Annotated in this window: 19 protein-coding genes; 16 read left to right on the top strand and 3 right to left on the bottom strand. The window is 75.4% G+C overall.

What is annotated here, in order from left to right:
• Window positions 1-138: 138 nt before the first annotated feature.
• Window positions 139-702: a hemerythrin domain-containing protein gene (locus ACF08B_RS18435; protein ID WP_392318299.1), complete on the bottom strand. Its 564-nt coding sequence runs from the start codon at window positions 700-702 to the stop codon at window positions 139-141.
• A gap of 580 nt (window positions 703-1,282) precedes the next feature.
• Here ACF08B_RS18435 and ACF08B_RS18430 point away from each other — a divergent pair.
• The 14 genes from ACF08B_RS18430 (at window position 1,283) to ACF08B_RS18365 (ending at window position 15,425) form a co-directional block, all read left to right on the top strand.
• Complete coding sequence (locus ACF08B_RS18430) at window positions 1,283-2,293, top strand: NAD-dependent epimerase/dehydratase family protein (protein WP_392318298.1); 1,011 nt, start codon at window positions 1,283-1,285, stop codon at window positions 2,291-2,293.
• A 32-nt stretch (window positions 2,294-2,325) separates the two neighbouring features.
• Window positions 2,326-3,960 carry a carbamoyltransferase gene (locus tag ACF08B_RS18425; protein ID WP_392318297.1) on the top strand — a complete coding sequence of 545 codons (1,635 nt, stop codon included), beginning with the start codon at window positions 2,326-2,328 and terminating at the stop codon, window positions 3,958-3,960.
• A complete protein-coding gene (locus ACF08B_RS18420; protein WP_392318296.1) occupies window positions 3,957-4,952 on the top strand; it encodes a glycosyltransferase family 2 protein in 996 nt (331 codons plus the stop codon). Before ACF08B_RS18425 ends, ACF08B_RS18420 begins: the two co-directional genes overlap by 4 nt.
• Entirely contained in the window at window positions 4,949-5,593 is a 645-nt protein-coding gene (locus ACF08B_RS18415) for a D-glycero-alpha-D-manno-heptose-1,7-bisphosphate 7-phosphatase (RefSeq protein ID WP_392318295.1), read from the top strand. Before ACF08B_RS18420 ends, ACF08B_RS18415 begins: the two co-directional genes overlap by 4 nt.
• Window positions 5,590-6,600, top strand: a complete 1,011-nt coding sequence (locus tag ACF08B_RS18410) for a glycosyltransferase family 9 protein (protein ID WP_392318294.1) — start codon at window positions 5,590-5,592, stop codon at window positions 6,598-6,600. Before ACF08B_RS18415 ends, ACF08B_RS18410 begins: the two co-directional genes overlap by 4 nt.
• On the top strand, window positions 6,597-7,559 hold the full coding sequence (locus tag ACF08B_RS18405) for a glycosyltransferase (protein WP_392318293.1): 963 nt from the start codon (window positions 6,597-6,599) through the stop codon (window positions 7,557-7,559). Before ACF08B_RS18410 ends, ACF08B_RS18405 begins: the two co-directional genes overlap by 4 nt.
• Window positions 7,556-8,788: a glycosyltransferase gene (locus ACF08B_RS18400; RefSeq protein WP_392318292.1), complete on the top strand. Its 1,233-nt coding sequence runs from the start codon at window positions 7,556-7,558 to the stop codon at window positions 8,786-8,788. The genes ACF08B_RS18405 and ACF08B_RS18400 overlap by 4 nt, the downstream gene beginning before the upstream one ends.
• Window positions 8,785-9,555, top strand: coding sequence for an SIS domain-containing protein (locus ACF08B_RS18395; protein WP_392318291.1), 771 nt, complete (start codon window positions 8,785-8,787; stop codon window positions 9,553-9,555). The genes ACF08B_RS18400 and ACF08B_RS18395 overlap by 4 nt, the downstream gene beginning before the upstream one ends.
• Complete coding sequence (locus ACF08B_RS18390; protein WP_392318290.1) at window positions 9,552-10,982, top strand: PfkB family carbohydrate kinase; 1,431 nt, start codon at window positions 9,552-9,554, stop codon at window positions 10,980-10,982. Before ACF08B_RS18395 ends, ACF08B_RS18390 begins: the two co-directional genes overlap by 4 nt.
• Window positions 10,983-11,130: 148 nt before the next feature.
• On the top strand, window positions 11,131-12,123 hold the full coding sequence (locus ACF08B_RS18385; RefSeq protein WP_392318289.1) for a glycosyltransferase family 9 protein: 993 nt from the start codon (window positions 11,131-11,133) through the stop codon (window positions 12,121-12,123).
• Window positions 12,124-12,697: 574 nt separating this feature from the next.
• Window positions 12,698-13,144, top strand: a complete 447-nt coding sequence (locus ACF08B_RS18380; RefSeq protein WP_392318288.1) for an STAS domain-containing protein — start codon at window positions 12,698-12,700, stop codon at window positions 13,142-13,144.
• Window positions 13,145-13,279: 135 nt separating this feature from the next.
• Window positions 13,280-14,527, top strand: coding sequence for an ANTAR domain-containing protein (locus tag ACF08B_RS18375; protein WP_392318287.1), 1,248 nt, complete (start codon window positions 13,280-13,282; stop codon window positions 14,525-14,527).
• Between the two features lie 89 nt (window positions 14,528-14,616).
• Window positions 14,617-14,811 (top strand): hypothetical protein, encoded by a 195-nt coding sequence (locus ACF08B_RS18370; RefSeq protein ID WP_123438849.1) that lies wholly within the window; start codon window positions 14,617-14,619, stop codon window positions 14,809-14,811.
• A 158-nt stretch (window positions 14,812-14,969) separates the two neighbouring features.
• Window positions 14,970-15,425: an RpiB/LacA/LacB family sugar-phosphate isomerase gene (locus tag ACF08B_RS18365; RefSeq protein ID WP_392318286.1), complete on the top strand. Its 456-nt coding sequence runs from the start codon at window positions 14,970-14,972 to the stop codon at window positions 15,423-15,425.
• Between the two features lie 105 nt (window positions 15,426-15,530).
• On the opposite strand, the gene ACF08B_RS18360 is transcribed toward ACF08B_RS18365, so the two are convergent.
• Entirely contained in the window at window positions 15,531-15,896 is a 366-nt protein-coding gene (locus ACF08B_RS18360) for a DUF6479 family protein (RefSeq protein WP_392318285.1), read from the bottom strand.
• 155 nt (window positions 15,897-16,051) lie between these two features.
• Between ACF08B_RS18360 and ACF08B_RS18355 the strand changes: the two genes are divergently transcribed.
• Window positions 16,052-16,426, top strand: coding sequence for a ferredoxin (locus ACF08B_RS18355; RefSeq protein WP_392318284.1), 375 nt, complete (start codon window positions 16,052-16,054; stop codon window positions 16,424-16,426).
• A gap of 126 nt (window positions 16,427-16,552) precedes the next feature.
• Window positions 16,553-17,731 carry an acyl-CoA dehydrogenase family protein gene (locus ACF08B_RS18350; protein WP_392318283.1) on the top strand — a complete coding sequence of 393 codons (1,179 nt, stop codon included), beginning with the start codon at window positions 16,553-16,555 and terminating at the stop codon, window positions 17,729-17,731.
• Window positions 17,732-17,793: 62 nt separating this feature from the next.
• On the opposite strand, the gene ACF08B_RS18345 is transcribed toward ACF08B_RS18350, so the two are convergent.
• Window positions 17,794-19,971 (bottom strand): FUSC family protein, encoded by a 2,178-nt coding sequence (locus ACF08B_RS18345; RefSeq protein WP_392318282.1) that lies wholly within the window; start codon window positions 19,969-19,971, stop codon window positions 17,794-17,796.
• Window positions 19,972-20,030: the final 59 nt, after the last annotated feature.

Below are 20,030 nucleotides of genomic sequence, written 5' to 3'. Positions count from 1 at the left end.
GAGTCACGGAAAGCCCCCGTGACACGGAAAGCCTCCCGGTACCCGCCGCCCCGAGGGCCCGCTGGAACCGGGAGGCCGGTCTCCCTCTGTACGGCGGCCGGAGCCGCCGCGCTCGGCTTCCCCCGCGCCGCCCGCGCCTCAGCCCTCCTTGCCCCGGCCCGAGAGCGCGTCACGCATCCGGTCGACCAGCCCCATGCCCGGCGCCAGCAGCTTGTTGGCCGGGGGAGTGTCGGGCGCCGACGGGTGCGGCCGGGTGGGGGCCGTCTTCTTCGCGCGGCGCACCTTGTCGCCGAGATCCATCAGCGCGTCCGGGGGACAGGCCTTCTGCAACTGCGGGAAGAGGTTCTGCTCCTCGTCCGCCACGTGGGACCTGATCTCGCTCATCAGCTGCGCCATGAGCGTGTCGAACCGGGGGTCGTCCGCCTGACAGCCTTCGAGATCCTTCATGATCTGCTCGGCCTTGGCGTGGTCCTCCAGTTCCTTGTCGGCCAGGGCGTCCCCACCCGTGATGTGCTCGCGCACCGCCGGGTAGAGGTAGGCCTCCTCCGCGACCGAGTGGCGCACCAGCTCGATCGTGACCTGGTCGGCGATGTCCTTGCGCTCCTTGGCGCCCGACGGCAGTGCCTCGATGCGGGCGAACATCTCGTCGACCTCGCGGTGATCGGTCGTCAGCTCCTGGATGACGTTTCCGCCGTGACCCATGTCGATACCTCCTGCGAGAATCGCGGCGACCGTGACCGGCCGGCCGTCGCCGCGCCGAGTGCCCCGGCCCCGCCGCGTTACACGGCTCCCGGGCCCGTTCGGCCCCCCCGGGCGCCCACGACCACCCGTCCGGCCCGCTCACCGGCACCGAGGGCGGGCACCGGTGCGCGGTGGGTTGCGGACGACGGTCCGCCCAGGGACCGGCGGTCCGGCGACCGGGCCCGTACCGCCGTGCGGGGAGCTTCGGACGGTTGCGGACCCCGCCGCCCCCGCGCCGCCGTGGTGCGAGGTTCTGCCCGCCGTGGTATCAGCTTCTCGAAGTCGCGCGAGCAGCCCCCGTTCCGGACAATAGGGGTCAACGTGTGAACCCAACCGGCAGGGGAACCCTGCCTGCCGGTGCCGTCCAGCCAGTGGCGGCCGACCAGGGCGGTCCTCCGGAGCAGCGGGGGCCCGGGCCCTGTCCTCTGTTCCCCCCCGGGCCGGCGACCGGCCCGCGGACGCGACGCGCGCCGAAACGCCCAGGCAGGAGCGTTCCCAGCGGCGCGGGCGAGCGCACGACGCGGACGAAGGAATGGACCTCATGACTGGTGACACACCGTTCTCCTGGCGGCGCGCCCTCGTGACCGGCGGCGCCGGCTTCCTCGGCTCCCACCTGTGCGAACGGCTGCTGGATTCGAACGTCGAAGTCGACTGTGCCGACAACCTGGCCTGCGGGCGCCGCGAGAACGTCGCCCACCTGGAGGACCGGCCCGGCTTCCGCTACCTGCACTGCGACGTCTGCGACCCCCACTGCCCGCGGGAGCTTCCCGGCCCCTACGACCTGGTGCTCCACTTCGCCTGCCCGGCCTCGCCCGCCGACTACCTGCGCCTGCCCCTGGAGACCCTGGACGTCGGCAGCCTGGGCACCCGCAACGCCCTGGCGGTCGCCGCACGCGACGGCGCCCGCTTCCTGCTCGCCTCCACCTCCGAGGTCTACGGCGACCCGCTCGTGCACCCCCAGCACGAGGGCTACTGGGGCAACGTGAACCCGGTCGGCCCGCGCAGCGTGTACGACGAGTCCAAGCGGTTCGCCGAGGCCCTGGTCACCGCCCACGCGGGCACCAGGGGAACGAACGCCGGGATAGTGCGGCTGTTCAACACCTACGGCCCGCGCATGCGCGCCCACGACGGCCGGGCCGTGCCCACGTTCATCAGCCAGGCCCTGGCCGGGGAACCCCTCACGGTCACCGGCGACGGCAGCCAGACCCGCTCGCTGTGCTACGTGGACGACACGGTCGACGGCATCCTGCGGGTCGCCGAGAGCCGCTCCGTGCGCCCGGTGAACATCGGCGGCAGCGACGAGATCACCGTCGCCGAACTGGCCCGCCGGGTGGTCGCCCTCACCGGCTCCCGTTCCCCGATCGCGTTCGTCGACCGCCCCGTCGACGACCCCGGCCGGCGCCGCCCCGACACCACGCTCGCCCACGAACTCCTCGGCTGGTCGCCCCAGATCCCGTGGGAGGAGGGCCTGAAACAGACCATCGCCTACTTCGCGGCGCTGCCTCCGCTCCTCCTCCGGCCGGAGGGGGACAGCGCCCCGCGGCAGACCTGACCGCCCGCCCACCGTCGTACTGGAGACAGCGCATGCACGTCCTCGGTGTCAACGCACTCTTCCACGACCCCGCAGCGGCCCTGATCACGGACGGCAGGGTCGTGGCGGCGGCGGAGGAGGAGCGGTTCTCGCGCCGCAAGCACGGCAAGCGGCCCGTGCCCTTCTCCGCCTGGGAACTGCCCGAGCAGGCGGCCCGCTGGTGCCTGGAGCACGCCGGCCTCACCCCGTCCGACCTGGACGCCGTCGCCTACTCCTACGACCCCGCCCTCGCCCGCCCCGCCGACCGGATGGGGCTCGACGACCCGTGGGACCCTCTGCGCCAGGAGTACGCCCGCCGTGCCCCCGCCTTCCTCGCGGAGGCCCTGCCCGGCCTGGACCCCGCCAAGGTCCGCTTCGTGCCCCACCACGTGGCGCACGCCGCCTCCGCCGGACCCGTCTCGCCGTACCCCGACTGCGCCGTCCTCGTCCTCGACGGCCGCGGCGAGTGCGGCTCCCACCTGGCCGGCCGCTACACCAACCGTGAACTGACCGTCCTCGGCGCCCAGGAACTGCCCGACTCCCTCGGTCTCTTCTACGAGGACCTCACCCAGCACCTCGGATTCCTGCGCAGCAGCGACGAGTTCAAGGTCATGGCACTCGCCTCCTACGGCACCCCGCGCTTCGCCGGCCGGCTGCGGGAGTACGTCCGGCCCGACGGCCGGGGCGGCTTCCGGGCCCGCCCGGTCCCCTGGACCGACCTCGTGCCGCCACGCCCGGCGGGGGGCGCCTGGCACCAGGATCACGCCGACCTCGCGGCCAGCGCCCAGCTGTGCCTGGAGGAGACGATGCTCGCCCTCGCCCGGTGGCTGCGCGAGCACACCGGCGAGGACGCGCTGACCATGGCCGGCGGCGTCGCGCTGAACTGCGTGGCCAACACCCGGCTGTGGCGGGACAGCGGCTTCCGGCACATCTGGGTGCAGCCGGCCGCCGGGGACGCCGGCACCGCCCTCGGCGCGGCCGCGCACGTCGCCGGCCGGAAGGACACCCTCGAACCGATGCCGACCGCGGCGCTCGGCCGCGGCTGGAGCGACACCGAACTGCGCGACCGGCTGGAGCGGGCGGCCGTACCGTACGAGGAGCCCCCGGACGTTGCCGAGACGGCCGCCGAGGCACTGGCCGCCGACGGCATCGTCGCCTGGTTCCAGGGCCGCGCCGAATACGGGCCGCGTGCGCTCGGCCACCGCTCCCTGCTCGCCCACCCCGGCCGGGCGGAGAACGTGGAACGCCTCAACGCGGTCAAGGGCCGCGAGGAGTTCCGGCCCGTCGCCCCGATGGTCCTCGCGGAGCGGGCGGCCGAGCTGTTCGACGGACCGCTGCCCAGCCCCCACATGCTCTTCGTGCACGACGTGGCCGCCGACTGGAAGGCCCGCGTCCCGGCCGTCGTCCACGTCGACGGCACGGCCCGCATCCAGACCGTGGACCGCGCCGAGGAACCACTCGTGGCCCGCGTGATCGACGGCTTCGCACGGCGCACCGGGCTGCCCGTCGTGGTCAACACCAGCCTCAACACCGCCGGACGCCCCATGGTCGACGACCCCCGGGATGCCCTGGAGTGCTTCGGCTCGGCACCCGTGGACCTGCTGGTGCTCGGCCCGTTCGCGATCCGCCGTGGAAGGGCGTACGCATGACCGACGCTCCCGCCTACACCGTCGTCGTGCCCACGATCGGGCGCCCCTGCCTCGCCGAGTGCCTGCGGGCCCTCGCCGCGGCCGACGACCACGCCCCGCACGAGGTGATCGTCGTGGACGACCGGCCCGAACCGGACGGCGACCTGCCGCTCCAGTCGGCCGGACCGCTCCTCGACCGGGTCCGGACCCTGCGCACCTGCGGCAAGGGGCCGGCCGCCGCCCGCAACGCCGGCTGGCGGACCGTCCGCACGCCGTGGACGGTCTTCCTGGACGACGACGTCCAGGTGCTGCCGGACTGGTCCCGGATGCTCGCCGAGGACCTGCGGGAGGCCGGCGAGGACGTCGGCGGCATCCAGGGGCGGCTGCGTGTCCCCCTGCCCCCGGACCGCCGGCCCACCGACTGGGAACGCAACACCAAGGGCCTGGAGAACGCGGCCTGGGCCACCGCCGACATGGCCTACCGCACCCGGGCGCTGACCCGGGCCGGCGGCTTCGACGAACGCTTCCCGCGGGCCTTCCGTGAGGACGCCGACCTCGCCCTGCGCATGCAGCGGGCGGGCTGGTCCCTGATCCGGGGCCGGCGCGTCACCCGGCACCCGGTCCGCGCCGCCCACTGGTGGGCCTCGCTGCCCGCCCAGCGCGGCAACGCCGACGACGCCCTGATGAACCGGCTGCACGGCCGCGACTGGTGGGACCGCGCCCAGGCACCCCGCGGCCGGTTCCGCCGGCACCTGCTGGTCACCGGCGCGGCGCTCGCCGCCGCCTCCTGCGCCCTGACCGGCCGGCGCCGCGCCGCGACGGTCTGCGCGGCGCTGTGGACGCTGGGCACCGCCGAGTTCGCCCTCGCGCGCATCATGCCCGGCCCGCGGACCGCACGCGAGATCACGGGGATGCTCGGCACCAGCGTGCTCATCCCGCCCCTCGCCGTCCGGCACTGGCTGCGCGGAGTCGTCCGCCACCGGCACGCCGAGCCCCTCGGGGGTGCCGGATGACGAGCGTGTCCGCCGTCCTGTTCGACCGCGACGGCACGCTCGTCGCGGACGTGCCGTACAACGGGGAACCCGGCCGGGTCCGGCTGCTGCCGGGCGCCGCGGAGGCCGTCGCCCTGGCGCGGTCGCACGGCCTGGCCACCGGGGTGGTCAGCAACCAGTCCGGCATCGGGCGCGGGCTGCTCACCACCGAGCAGGTGCTGCGCGTCAACCGGCGCGCCGACGCGCTCCTGGGCGGTCTGGACGCCTGGGTGTTCTGCCCGCATGCCCCTGACGCCGGCTGCGGGTGCCGCAAACCCCGGCCCGGCCTGGTCCTCGCGGCGGCCGCGCGACTGCGCGTCGCACCCGCCGCGTGCGTGGTGGTCGGGGACATCGCCGCCGACGTCCTGGCCGCCCACGCGGCCGGCGCCCGGGGGCTTTTGGTCCCGAACGCGGTCACCGCACCCCAAGAGGTGGAACGTTTCGCCGATCTGACCGCCCCGGACCTGCCCACGGCGGTACGCCGAGTCCTGGACCGGTGGCACCGCCCGGCGCCGGAACCCGGTCACCGGGACGGCGCTCGTCCGGCCCCCGGTCGCGGGCGCACGCACCGCCCGGCCGCCCACGGCACGCCGGTCACGCCGGCCGGCCGGCGGTCGCCGTGAGAGCCCTGGTCGTGCGCCTCGACGGCTTCGGCGACGTGCTGCTCGCCGGCCCCGCCGTGCGCGCCGTCGCCGCCCGCTCCGCGCACGTCACCCTGCTGTGCGGCCCGCGCGGCGCCGACGCCGCCCGGCTGCTGCCCGGCGTCGACGAGGTGCTCGTCTGGGAGTCGCCCTGGGAGGGCTTCGACCCGCCCCCGGTCGACCCGGCGGACATCGACGCACTCCTCGGCCGGCTGCGCACCGGGTCCTACGACACCGCCCTGATCCTCACCTCGTTCCACCAGAGCCCCCTGCCCACCGCGCTGCTGCTGCGGCTCGCCGGCATCGGGCGCATCGGCGCCGACAGCGTCGACCACCCCGGGCGGCTGCTGGACGTACGCCACCGCAGGGCGGCGGACCGGCACGAGGTGGAAGCGGCGCTCGACACGGCCGCCGCCCTGGGCTTCCCGGCACCGGCCGGGGACGACGGGCGGCCGCGGACACTGCCGCCCCCCGACACCGCCGGCCTCACCGGTCACGGCCCGTACGTCGTCCTGCACCCCGGGGCCAGCGCCCCCGCCCGTGCCTGGAGCCCCGGCCGCTGCGAGGAGGCCGTCGCCCTGCTCGCCGACGCCGGGCACCGCGTGGTCGTCACCGGCGGCCCGGACGAGACCGCCCTCACCCGGCGGGTCGGCGGGCACGTGGCCGTCGACCTCGGCGGCCGGACCGATGCGCGCACCCTGGCCGGGGTGCTGCACACGGCCGACGTCGTGATCAGCGCCAACACCGGCCCCGCCCATCTGGCCGCCGCGGTCGGCACGCCCGTGGTGTCGCTGTTCGCGCCGGTGGTCCCGGCCGGACGCTGGGCGCCGTACGGCGTCCCCGTCATCCTGCTCGGTGACCAGTCGGCGCCGTGCGCGGACACCCGGGCCCTGACCTGCCCGGTGCCCGGCCATCCCTGCCTGGACGAGGTCACCGGACAGGACGTGGTGCGCGCGGTCCACAAGCTCATCCAGGAGCGGCCCTCATGAACATCCTCGTCTGGCACGTGCACGGATCGTGGCTCACCGCCTTCGTGCAGGGCCCGCACACCTACCTGGTCCCGGTCACCGGGGACCGCGGCCCCGACGGCCTCGGCCGGGCCCGGACCTGGGACTGGCCAAAGACCGTGCGGGAGCGGACACCGGCGGAACTCCGGCACTGCGAGATCGACCTGATGGTCCTTCAACGGCCGCACGAACCCGGCCTCGCCCGGCGCTGGACCGGCCGCCGGCCCGGCGTCGACGTGCCCGCGGTGTACGTCGAGCACAACAGCCCCGACGAATCGCCCGAGCGGCAACGGCACCCGCTGGCCGGGCAGTCCGCGATCCCGGTCGTCCACGTCACCCACTTCAACCGGCTGATGTGGGACACCGGCCGGGCCCCGACCGACGTCGTCGAGCACGGCATCATCGACCCCGGCCCGCTGTGGACCGGCACCGAACGGCGCGCCGCCGTCGTCGTCAACGAACCCGTGCGCAGGGGCCGTACCACCGGCACCGACCTGCTGCCCCGGTTCGCCCGGTCCGCGCCCCTGGACGTCTTCGGGATGCGCACCGAAGGACTCGCCGACCACCTCGGCCTGCCGCCCGAGCGCTGCCGCACCCGCGACCTGCCCCAGCACGCGCTCCACCGCGAGATGGCCAGGTGCCGGGTCTACCTGCACCCCGTGCGCTGGACCTCGCTCGGCCTGTCCCTGCTGGAGGCGATGTTCCTCGGCATGCCCGTGGTCGCCCTCGACACCACGGAGGTCCGGGAAGCGGTCCCCGACGGTGCCGGGGTGGTCTCGAACCGCCTCGACGTACTGGAGGACGCCCTGCGGGTGTACCTCGCCGATCCCGAACAGGCCCGCCGCACGGGCGGGACGGCCCGGGCCGCGGCACAGGCCCGCTACGGAGAGCGGCGCTTCCTGGACGACTGGGAGCGCCTGATCAAGGAGGTCACCCGATGAGCCGTATCCCGCACACGGCCGGGCGTGTCGCCATGGTCTCCGAGCACGCCAGCCCTTTGGCCGCGCTCGGCGGACCGGACGCGGGCGGCCAGAACGTGTACGTGGCACAGGTCGCCGGGCAACTCGCGAGAAAGGGCTACCGGGTCACGGTGTACACCCGGCGGGACTCGGCGGGCCTGCCGGACCGGATGACCCTCATCGACGGGGTGCAGGTGGTGCACGTGCCGGCCGGGCCGCCCGCACCCGTCCCCAAGGACGAACTCCTGCCGTACATGGCCGAGTTCGGCGACTTCCTGGCCCGGCAGTGGTCGCCGGGCCCGCCCGACGTCGTGCACTCCCACTTCTGGATGTCCGGCCTCGCCGCCCTGGCGGGCGCCCGGGGCCTGGGCATCCCCGTCGTGCAGACGTACCACGCGCTGGGCACCGTGAAGAAGCGCTACCAGGGCACCGCCGACACCAGCCCGGCCGAACGGCTCGCGATCGAGGAGGCCGTCGGCCACGACTGCGCCCGCATCATCGCCACGTGCAGCGACGAGGTGGCCGAACTCAAGGCCATGGGGCTGCCCGAGGACCGGATCGGCATCGTGCCCTGCGGTGTCGACCCCGACCAGTTCACCCGCGCCGCCGACACCCGGCTGCCCGGCGCGCGCCGGCGACTGCTGTCCGTCGGCCGACTCGTGCCCCGCAAGGGCTTCGACCGGGCCATCCGCGCCCTCGCGGGCGTCCCCGACGCCGAACTCCTCATCGCGGGCGGCCCCGAGGCCGACCTGCTCGGCACCGAGCCCGAGGCCGCGCGCCTCCACGCCGTCGCCGGCGAGTGCGGGGTCGCCGACCGGGTGACCCTGCTCGGCGGGGTGGGCCGGGACCGCATGCGGCGGCTGATGGCCGGCGCCGACCTCGTCCTGTCCCTGCCCCTGTACGAGCCCTTCGGCATCGTCCCGCTGGAGGCCATGGCCTGCGCGACCCCGGTCGTGGCCACGGCGGTGGGCGGCCAGCTCGACACGGTCGTGGACGGCTCCACGGGCGTCCTCGTCCCCGCCGACGACGACTACGACCTCGGCGCGGTCGTCCGCTGCCTGCTCGCCGACCCCGACCGGCTCGCCCGCTACGGAGCCGCAGGCCGCGAACGGGTCCTCGCCCACTACACCTGGGACCGCGTGGCCGACGGGGTGGCAGGTGTCTACGGCGAGGTGTCCCCGATCCGCTCGCTCTCGGGAGTCGTCCGATGAAGACCGTCACCGACACCACCCACTGCGACGACCTGGTCAAGGCGCTGGAGACGTTCCGCGACAGCGGTCCACTCATCGAACGCTGGGGCACCGAACTCGCCCGGCGCCTCGGCCGCGGCTCCCGGCTGCTGGTGGCCGGCAACGGCGGCAGCGCGGCGCAGGCACAGCACCTGACGGCCGAACTCGTGGGCCGCTACCGGGACGAACGGCCGCCGTTCTCCGCGGTCGCCCTGCACGCCGACACCTCCTCCACCACGGCGATCGCCAACGACTACGGCGTCCAGGAGGTGTTCGCCCGCCAGACCGCCGCCCACGGCCGCCCGGGAGACGTCCTCCTGCTGCTGTCCACCAGCGGGGCGAGCGCCAACCTGCTGGCCGCCGCCGAACGCGGCCGCCGGCTCGGCATGGCCGTGTGGGCACTGACCGGACGGGCGCCCAACCCCTTGCAGCTCGGCGCGGACGACTCGCTGTGCGTGGACGCACCCGTCGCGGCCACCGTGCAGGAACTGCACCTGGTGGCCGTGCACATGCTCTGCGAGGCCTTCGACGAGGCGGTCGAGCGGGGCGAGGCCGACCGGGCCGCCGCCGACGCGGACGACCTCCCCGGCCCCGCCGGCCGGCCGGAAGCCCATGACCCGACAGCTGTCGACGGCACGCCCTGCCCCGACGGCAAACCGGGTGTCGTCGGCCGGCTCGTGGGCCGGGCCCGCACCGTCGGCCGGGCCGCGCCCCACCGGCCCGCGGCCCCCGGGAAAGGTCACGCATGAGCACCCCGCGCACGCCCCTGGTCGTCGTGGGCGACGCCCTGCTCGACCACGACCTGTGCGGCCGGGCCGAGCGGCTGGCCCCGGACGCGCCCGTGCCGGTGGTGCACGGCACCCGGCGCAGCTCCCGCCCGGGCGGCGCGGCCCTCGCCGCCTGCCTCGCCGCCTCGGACGGCCGACCCGTCACCCTCGTCACCGCGCTCGGGACCGACCCGGCCAGCGACACCCTGCGCGAACTGCTGTCCGGCCGGGTCACGTTGGTGGAAGTACCGCTGGAAGGCGCGCTCAGCAGCAAGACGCGCGTCCTCGCCGGGGACCGGCCGCTGCTGCGCCTGGACGACGGCGACGGACGCGCCCGCGAGACGACCAGGCCCGCCGTGGCCGCCGTGACCGGGGCCGGCGGCGTCCTGGTCGCCGACTACGGCCGTGGCACCGCCGACGTCCTCCGGGCGGCCCTGACCACCGCCGCCGCCGAGGCGCCCGTCGTCTGGGACCCCCATGTGCGGGGCCGGGCGCCCGTCCCCGGCGTCCGCCTGGCCACCCCCTCGGCACAGGAGGCCCGCGCCTTCGCCCGCCGACTGGAGGACGGCCGGGACTGCGACGAGCAGGCCGGGCTGCGCACCGCGGCGCGGGACGCCCGCACCCTCGTCCGGGCCTGGCGGGCCCGGGCCGTCGCCGTGACCCTCGGCGAGCGCGGCACCCTGCTGTCCCACGGCGAGACCCCCCTGCTCGTGCCGACCCCGGCGGCCGCCGCCGGCGACCCGTGCGGAGCGGGCGACCGGTTCGCCGCGACCGCCGCCGCACTGCTCGCGGACGGCGCCCTGACCGAGGCCGCCGTACAGGAGGCCGTGCACGCGGCGACCCGCTACGTCGCGGAGGGCGGCGCCCGGGCGCTGGCCGTGCGGGAACTGCACGACGCGCCCGAACACGTCCCGGCCGACGCCGACACCACGGCGGACGCCGTACGCACGGCCACCCGGGTCCGGGCGGCGGGCGGCACGCTCGTCGCCGCGGGCGGCTGCTTCGACCTGCTGCACGCCGGTCACGTGGCCCTGCTGCAGGCCGCCCGCCGGGCCGGCGACTGCCTGATCGTCTGCGTCAACTCCGACGACTCGGTGCGCCGCCGCAAGGGCGGCGGCCGGCCCCTCGTCCCGGTCGCCGACCGGGTCCGGGTGCTGCGCGCCCTGGAGTGCGTCGACGCCGTGGCCGTCTTCGACGACGACACACCGGAACGCATCCTCGGCGAACTGCGCCCGCACATCTGGACCAAGGGCGGCGACTACGCCCGCACCCCGCTGCCCGAACAGCCCCTCGTGGAGAGCTGGGGCGGACAGGTCCTCCTGCTGCCCTACCTCGACGGCCGCTCCACCACCGGCCTCGCCCGTCGTGCGGCCCTGTCCCCGGCACCCGCCACGGGACCGGCGCGATGAGCCACCGCACGCGCGAGCCGGCTCCGGTGCCCGCACGCCGCCCAGGCCGGCCGCCGCGACCGGCGCCCCGGATCGTCCCGCCGATCGGGGTACCCGGGCGCTGCCACCACCCCGCCCCGGCATCCACACCTACCGGAGGTCCGACCCGGTGACCCGAACCCCGCACCCCCCGACCGTCCTGGTGCTGCGTGCGCTGGGGCTCGGTGACCTGCTGGCCGGAGTGCCCGCGCTGCGCGGTGTCCGCCGCGCCTTCCCCGGCCACCGCATCGTCCTCGCCCAGCCGGCGGGCCTCACCGAACTCGCCCTGGCCACCGGTGCGGTCGACGCCGTGTTCCCGGCCGAGGCACCCGGCCGCGCGGTGCCCTCACTCGCCCACTGGGCCGCACCCGCACCGGACGTGGCGATCGACCTGCACGGCAACGGTCCCGAGAGCCGCGACGCGCTCGCCGCCCTGCGCCCGCGCCGGCTGCTCGCCCACGCCTGCCCGGACGGGCCGCCGTGGCGCGGGCACGCCAACGAACGGGACCGCTGGTGCGCCTTCCTGCACGCCTACGGCATCCCGGCCGACCCCCTGGACCTGAGGCTGCCGCCGCCCACCGCGCCGTCCCCGGCGCCGGGCGCGGTGCTCGTGCACCCCGGGGCCGCCTCGGGCGCCCGCCGCTGGCCGGGGGAGCGGTACGCCGCCGTCGTACGGTGCCTGCGCGCCGCCGGACACCATGTGGTGCTCACCGGCGGCCCCGGCGAGGAGGCACTCGTGCACTCCGTGGCCGAGCGCAGCGGTCAGCACACCCGCGACGTGCTGACCGGCGGCCTGCCCTTCGTGGAACTGTCCGCCCTGGTGGCGGGCGCGTCCCTGGTGCTCAGCGGCGACACCGGCCTCGCCCATCTCGCGGTGGCCCACGGCACCCGCTCGGTCACCCTGTTCGGACCGGTCTCCCCGCGGCTGTGGGGCCCGCCCCCGGGACCGCACCACCTGGCCCTGTGGAAGCCCGGACCCCCCGGCGACCCGCACGGCCGCACCCCCGACGCCCGCCTGCTGCGCCTGCGCACCGGCGAGGTCGCCGCGGCCTGCCTCATGCTGCTCCGGCCGGTCCGTGCCGAAGCCCGGCGGCCCGGACCGGAGATCGCGCACGCCCGCTGAGCACGCCACCGGCCACGCTCGCCGCGCGCCCCGGAGTGCGGCCCCGGAGTGCGGCCCCGGAGTGCGGCCCACGGATCGGCCACCCGAGGCCCGGCCTGCTCGCCGCCCGCACTCTGGCCGGCGAGCGGGCCGCCGGGGATCTGCTCGACGCCGTCCTCGCTGCGTCACCCCTGCCGCCGGAACCCGACTTGCCCTGCTGCCCGGCGCCCGGCTTCCCCCCTGCGCCGCGTGGTGCGCGCGCCGACAGGTCCTCCGGAGCGCGGGCGGCCTCCACCCGCCGCTCCCGCCCGCCCACGACTCGGCCGCCCGGGGCCGGGGCGTCTTCGGGCCGCTGCGCGCCCTCTCGACACGGACGCGCCGGAACTCACCCGCCCGGCGGTACGCCGGCCGACTTCCTGGACGCGGAGCCCGTCACGGCGGCACACGGACGGGACGCGGGCCGGGCGGGCCGCGCCGGGCCCGGCCCGACACGCCCGGGTGACGTCGTTGCGTCCGGCCCGCGCCCGGGGGCACTCTGATGCCCCGGTCAAGACGCGGCCGGCTGGTCCTTTCCCGTCCAGGAAGCCGGATCCCCATGGAAAACGGTCAGCTCTCCCATGCCCGCGTCCGCCCCGGCGGGCCCTCCCCGCTCCTGCTGCGGACCGTGCACGAGCACCGCCCCGAGGCCGGGGACGTCAGCGTCCTCAAGGCCCGCGGCACGGTCGACGCCTCCAACGCCGCGGACTTCTCCGCGGCCCTCGCCGGGCACATCGGCCACGCCGACGACACCGGGGAACACCCCGTGCTGGACCTGACGGAGGTGTACCTGGCCTGCTCGGACGCCATGCGCGCCCTGGAGCGGGCGACCGCGTTCCTCGCCGTGTCCGGCCGTGTCCTGCCCGTCGTGGAACCGCGACCCCACGTGCGGGAGGCGCTGCGCACCGCCGGACTGCCGGGTGTCCGGGTGCATGCCACGATGGCGTCGGCCCTGAACACGCCGGAACCCCGACCGGCACCGGAGCCACCCGGCGACACCCACTGACACCGGCGCGGGACGATCCCGCGCCCCCACCCCCGGGACCCGCGGGCCGGGGTCGGCAGCCTGCCGTACGAAGTGGTTCATCGAGGTCGGGAAGAGGCCGACACACTTCTGCGCGACGTCCTGACTGGTGGTGCGATGAAAGCCTCTTCCGACCGTCCCGGCGCACCGGCCCCGCTCGTCATCGAGTCCTCGGTGGTCGAGGGACTGCCCGCCGAGGGCGCGCTGCTCCTGCGCATGTCCGGCAGCCTGGACGCCCAGGGGGCCGAAGCCTGGTCGGAGGAGCTGCGCGGCCACCTGGACCAGGCGGACCGCGCCGGGCTGCGGCCCGTCCTCGACATGGCCCATGTGCAGCTCGGCGGTGCCGCGGTGCTGCGCACCCTCAGCGAGACCACCCGCGTCCGCACCGGACGCCCGGACCTGATCATCGTCCGCGCCCGGCCGGGGGTGCGCGAGGCGGTGCACCTCGCCCGCCTGGACGGCGTCCGGCTCTTCGCCACCCTCGACGAGGCGCTGCGGGAACTGGCCCGCACCGCCACCCGGGTCGAGGAGCTGCCCACGTGGCGGTCGCAGATGTCGGACCCGCTGCGGCCCTCGTACGAGGAGCTGCACAAGGAGGTCCGGGCCCTGCGCGCCCGGGTGCGCACCGCCCCGGTGATCGGCATGGCGCAGGGCACGCTGATGGTGCGCTACGGCCTCCCGGACTCGGGCAGCGCCTTCCGGGTGCTGCGGGAGGCCTCGCAGCGGTTCAACGTGCCCCTGCGGGTGCTCGTCTCCGCCGTGGTCGCGGCCCGGCCCCCGGACGGCGAGGAGTGGTTCCCGGGCCGCCTCCCGCTTCCGGTGCCCCAGCTGCGGCTCCTGGGACGCGGCGGCCGTGATCCGCGCTGCCGGCGGCAGATGATCGACGCCGTGCTGCACGAGTCGCTGGCCGTCGGACGGGCCCCCGCCGGATACGTGCAGTTCGTGGACCCCGCCGTCGGCACGCTGGCGCCGGAGACCCACCACGGCTGTGCGGAGACGTTCCTCGACCATCTGGTGCGGGGCCGGGACGAGGGCACACCGGACGCGCTGGCCCGGACGCGGCGGCGCCGGGTGAGCGTCCCCGACGTGGCCGCCGACACACTGCTCTCCGAGGACTGGCGGCGCGTCCTGCTGACCACGGGCACCCGCGCCCTGCACAGCGTCCCCGTCCTGTCCTCGGCCGGTTCCTGCACCGGCGTGATCACCCTGCACTGGGCCGAGGCCGGGCACCGGCCGACCGCCGCCCAGGCCGAGACCGTCGCCCTGCTGGCCGCCGACACGGCCGCCTGGCTGAGCTGGTACCACCGCTCCGTCCTCCTCGACGCCCTGGAACATCTCCACCGGGCGCTGACCGACTCCGGGTGAGGCGATCCGCCGGCGGTGCGCGTCACCCGGGCCGTGCTGGGAACCCGGACCCCGCAACGATCACGCACCACCCGGAGGGAGTCCGGCGCATGTCCAATCCGCAACAGCCCGAACAGCGGCGCAGTGACAAGGGAGGCGCCACCCCGCAGGACAGCGGCAGGCTCAAGGCGGGCCAGCCCACCGACCGCGGCACGGGCGGCCACCCGCACGGCTCGGACAAGGGCCGCAAGGGCGGGGGCGAGGGCGGCGGAGTGCCCCCGGCGCAGAAGCCCGAGCACCCCTGACCGACCGGCCCGAGCCGGCTCGGGGGCCATCCGCCCCGGCTCCGGGCCACGAGACCGTCGCGGCTGAGACCGTCACGGCCGAACGGCCCCGCAGGCGACTGCGGGGCCGTTCTCCGTGGGCGGTCCGCCGGCGCCCGGCAGGGGCTACGCTCCGCGGTATGCGGATCTCCGTCTCCTCCGACATGGACGAACCTGTGGCCCGCCGCCTCGTCGAGGATTTGCGCGAACGCGGCCACGAGGTGCGCGTCCACGGCGCGCTGCGGCCCGGCGCCGACGCCCGGTGGGCGGTCTGCTCCGAGGCGGCCGCCCGGGACGTCGCCGAGGGCGCGGCCGACCAGGCGGTGGTGTGCTGCTGGACCGGCACCGGGGCGTCCATCGCGGCGAACAAGGTGCCGGGCGTGCGCGCGGCCCTGTGCACCGACGCCGCGACGGCGGACGGCGCCCGCCGCTGGAACGACGCCAACGCGCTGGCGCTGAGCCTGCGGCTGACCTCACAGCCGCTGCTGACGGAGATCCTCGACGCCTGGTTCGCGGCCGAACCGAGCCGGGACGCGGAAGACGTGCAGAACGTGGCCCGCGTCGGCCACCTGGACGCCGCCCGGAAGGATTCCTAGGGGGCGTCCGGCGGTCCGGCGCGGGCCGGGGGACCGCCGGACTCGTCGAAGGGCTCGAGGGTGGGGGCCGTCCGGGCGCCGTTCACTCGGGCCCGGGCCGCCGGATCAGTGGGCGCCGAGTCCGCCGCCGCCGAACGAGCCGCTGGATCCGCTGCTCCAGCGCGGCCGGTCCTTGGAGTCGCTGGGTCTGCTGTCCATGTTGCTCAGCTCGTACGGGGTGAGCGGGCGACCGCCCTCGGGCATCTGCGGAACCTCCTGGGATTCCCTGTTCTCCCGGACCTCGTGCACCGGTCCTTCCGGTGGCAGCTTGGGCTGCTCGTCGGGCCTCGGGCGGGGGGACTCGCGGTACTTGACGCGGGAGTTCATCCAGAATCCGCCGCCGAGCAACGCGAGCAAGGCCACGGCCACGAGGAAGAGCACGAGGCTCATGAGGCCGCTCGCCGCGGCCAGCTGCATCGATGCGGTACTCATAGAACAGGGATACCCCACCCAGAACAGGGCGAACCGGACACTTTACGTGACCGGGTGCCGACGGGCGGCGACACGACACGCACCCCGTCCGGCGGAGGGTCCTTCCGTGTCGCCGGGGAGTGTTTGCCGCTGCCCGCCCCGGCTACCCGCACGGTGTGACGACGCCGACTTCGCAAGCGCAGCTCTACAGGTTCCTGGAGGACCGCTTCACCTGTGCGCAGGCCTGCACGGAGTGCGCCCGGGCCTGCGCGGTGCGGGCGAGCCTGGTGGACCCGGACGGCACCGAGCGCCAGGAACGGGTGCGCCGGCTGGGCATCATGTGCGCGGAGGTGTGCGACGCCACCTGCCGTGTGCTCTGCGAGGAGAACCACCAGGACGAGGAAGGCATCCGGGTGCGCCTGGAGTGGTGCCGCTCGGTGTGCCTCGAATGCGCCAAGGCCTTCGACGAGTACCCCGGCGCCGAGTCCGCGGCGGCGACCTGCCGGGCCTGCGTCGACGCGTGCTCGGACTTCCTGGACATCCTTCGCTGACCGCTTCCGCACGGCCGTGAGGCCTTCCCCGGCCCCAACTCGCCGGAGCCCCGGGCATTCCCAATTACTGGAACACGTTCTACGGTGTGCGCCGTCAGGACCGCCCTTGGGGACCCTGGAGGCGCCGTGCACCTCGATCACACGCCCGAGCAGCAGCGACTGCGCGCCGAGCTGCGCGCCTACTTCGGCCGGCTGGTCCCGGACAACGCCTACGCGCGCTACGCCGACCCGGCCGCCCAGAAGCGGTTCTACCGTGACACCGTCCGCCGGCTCGGCGAGGACGGCTGGCTCGGCGTCGGCTGGCCCCGGGAGTACGGCGGGCGCGGCATGACGGCGATGGAACAGTTCATCTTCTTCGACGAGGCGGCGCAGGCCGGCGTACCGCTGCCGCTGATGGCCCTGAACACGGTCGGTCCGACGCTCATGCGGTTCGGCACCGACGAGCAGAAGGCGTACTTCCTGCCGCGCATCCTCTCCGGCGAGATCGACTTCGCCATCGGCTACAGCGAGCCGGACGCCGGCACCGACCTGGCCGCCCTGAAGACGCGGGCCGTACGCGACGGCGACGAGTACGTCGTCAACGGGCAGAAGATCTGGACCACCAACGGCGACACCGCGGACTGGGTGTGGCTCGCCGTGCGCACCGACCCCGGGGCGCCCGCGCACCAGGGCATCACCATGCTCCTGGTGCCGACCTCCGACCCCGGCTACTCCTGCACGGTCATCAACACCCTCGCCTCCCACGACACCACCGCGAGCTACTACGAGAACATCCGCGTCCCCGTCTCCCGCCGGGTCGGCGAGGAGAACCAGGGCTGGCGGCTGATCACCAACCAGCTCAACCACGAGCGGGTCACCCTCGCCGCGCACGGCACGATGGCCGTCCGCGCCCTGCACGACGTGCAGCGTTGGACGCACGAGACCAAGCTCGCCGACGGCCGGCGGGTGGCCGACCTGCCGTGGGTGCGCCGGCTGCTGGCCCGCACCCACACCCGCCTCGACGCGTTGAAGCTGCTCAACCGGCGGATGGTCTCGGCCGTCGAGAACGGCACGCTCACCCCGCAGGACGCCTCCGCCGTCAAGGTCTACGGCTCCGAGGCCCGCCGGGACGCCTACGCCTGGCTCATGGAGATCGTCGCCGCCGCAGGCCCGCTGAAGGAGGGCTCCGCGGGCGCCGTCCTGCACGGCGAACTGGAGCGCGGCTACCGATCGGCGGTCATCTTCACCTTCGGCGGCGGCAACAACGAGATCCAGCGCGAGATCATCTCCTGGATCGGCCTGGGAATGCCGCGCGTACGGCGGTAGCCGGCGTGGTGACCAAGCATGTCAGTGGGCACTAAGGCTGGATGAATGACATCGGCTCGTCGTCACCCACCCCGGTGCACGGGTCCTGATCCGTCACCTTCCGTCGCCACGGCGGCCCGCACCCGCCGCTCCTCGCGAGCAGAGCCGACGTCCCGTTCCAGGGGGGTGCGGCTCACGGCTGTCGCGAGGTCCTCCAAGGCCCGTTTTTGCAGTTCCGCCTCGCGCCGCACGACCGGGCTCCCGTTGCCGGCGGCGGCGTCCTCCCACGCGTGGAGCGCCTCCTCCACGCGTCCCCAGTCCGGATTCCTGTGCTCGCGCACGGCGACTGCCGCCTTCGCGGTGTCCGTCTCCAGGGCCTCGGCGAATTGCTCCGCCTCGGGGACGAAACGGCTGTCGGCCCGCGGGACGTGGCTCTCCATGAGCATCGCTGCCCGGCCGAACCCCTTGAGCGCCTCCTGCGCCTCCTGCGCCTCGCGCGACGTCAGACCCCTGGGGCGGACCGGTTCCTGCCTTGCCCGGTCGTATGCCTCCTGCCAGGCGGCACGTGCCTCCCTGCTCTCCAGCAGTGCCCTGCGCATGTCGGCGTGATGCTTCCGGGTCGGTTCGGCATAGTTGCGGAGCACCGCGGCCGCATAGCGGCCGTTGGCGGCGAGCCAGTCCGCAAGCCGACTCGGCAGTCGGGGTGTCTCCCATGCGGGGTACACCACGTACGCCAGCATGGCCAGGGCCCCGCCGAGCAGGGTGAGCACCACCCGCTCCGGGACCGTCTGCTCCCATGCCTGGCCGCCCATGCCGAGCAGGAAGACGACGTACGCGGCGGTGAAGCACTGGGAGTAGGCGTAGCCGGTACGGTTCAGCGTGTACGACAGGCCCGCCGAGACCACCGCCAGCGCGCCGGACACACGGGCGTCCGTGCCCAGGGCCCGCACCATGCCGGTGGCGAGTGCGACCCCGGCCAGGGTCCCGGCGAGACGGGCCACCGCACGCGCGTACGTCCGGTGGAAGTCCGGCCGCATCACCATCACCGAGGCGATGGGCGCCCAGTAGCCGTGGCCCAGGGGTAGCCGGGCGGCGATCAGATAGCCGAGTGTGGCCACCGCCGCCAGGCGGACGGCGTGCCGGAACACGGGCGAGTCCCGGCGGAGCTCACGGCGCACCGCCCGGACGACGACCGGGACCAGCCGGAGCATTGTCGGGCGCACCAGAAACTGAGCGCCGGCGGGGCCGGGCGGCGTGGGCGTCCTCCCGCGCGCGCAGCCGCTCCCGGCGATCTCCAACGCCTCACCGAGCAGTTCCACGAGCCGCTCGGCGGTTTGCCGCGCGGAACCCTCCAGGACCTCGTGCTCCTCGTCGACGCGCAGGACGTCCGTGCTCTCGGGCCGCACCTCGGCGGGAGTGCCGCGTCGGATCGAACGGGCGGCCGCGTCCAGGACGTCGGCGGCCGCGTCGAGCAACTCCCGCGCCCGGTCCCGCCCCGGTCCCTCCGCCGGGGCGCCCACGTCCGGGTCGGCGAGCGCCGCGACCACCGGCCGAATGCGCTCGGCGAGTCCCCGGGGGCCGTGCAGGACGGGGGGACGGGTGCGGGCCTGTGACGGCGTCACGGCAGCCGCGTCCCTGGCCGTCATCAACGCCTCCGGGTCGAACGGTGCGGTCGGGTCGTGCCGCAACCGTCGGGCGTAGTCCGCCACGGCGGCCAGGGCGTCGGCGAGCGCGTCACGATGCGCTCCCCAACGCCGGATCGGGAACAGCAGGATCAGCACGGCCTGCGTCACGCCCCCGAGTGCGATGATCCCGGCGTGCTCCAGGGCTCGCCCGACGCTCGTGGGCAGGGTGATGGTCACCAGCATGCTGCCCACGGTCGTCGCCGCGACGATCCCAGCGGTCGATCCGACGGCCCACGCCATCCCGGCGGCAAAGGCCCATACGGCCAGCAGCGGAAGGAAGGTCACGAGTCGCCCCGCCGCCAGGTAGCCCACGAAGGTGCTGAGCGCCAGACCCGCGCCCGCGCCGAGCGCGACCACCTTGCGCGGACGCCAGCTGCGCTGGAAGGTGGCCCCACCCGCGGAGTAGGCGCCGAGGGCGGCGGACGCGGCATACGCAGGGGAGACCAGCCACAGCGTCGGCCCGATGACGATCGCCACCCCGGCGGCCGTGCGCAGCGCGAGCAGGGGCTCCAGCCGCGTCTCCTCGATCGTGAGCCCGGATCGCACGACCTCCCCGAAGGCCCGCAGCCACGTCACGGGTGTCCGCCTGGCCGGAATGCCCTGCCGGGTCGAGTCGGCCTGGTCGAGGTGCGGCA

Source organism: Streptomyces sp. NPDC015139, assembly GCF_043079785.1.
Lineage (GTDB): Bacteria > Actinomycetota > Actinomycetes > Streptomycetales > Streptomycetaceae > Streptomyces > Streptomyces albidocamelliae.
Note: the sequence above shows the minus strand (reverse complement) of the source record. Positions and strands in the feature narration are given on the sequence as shown.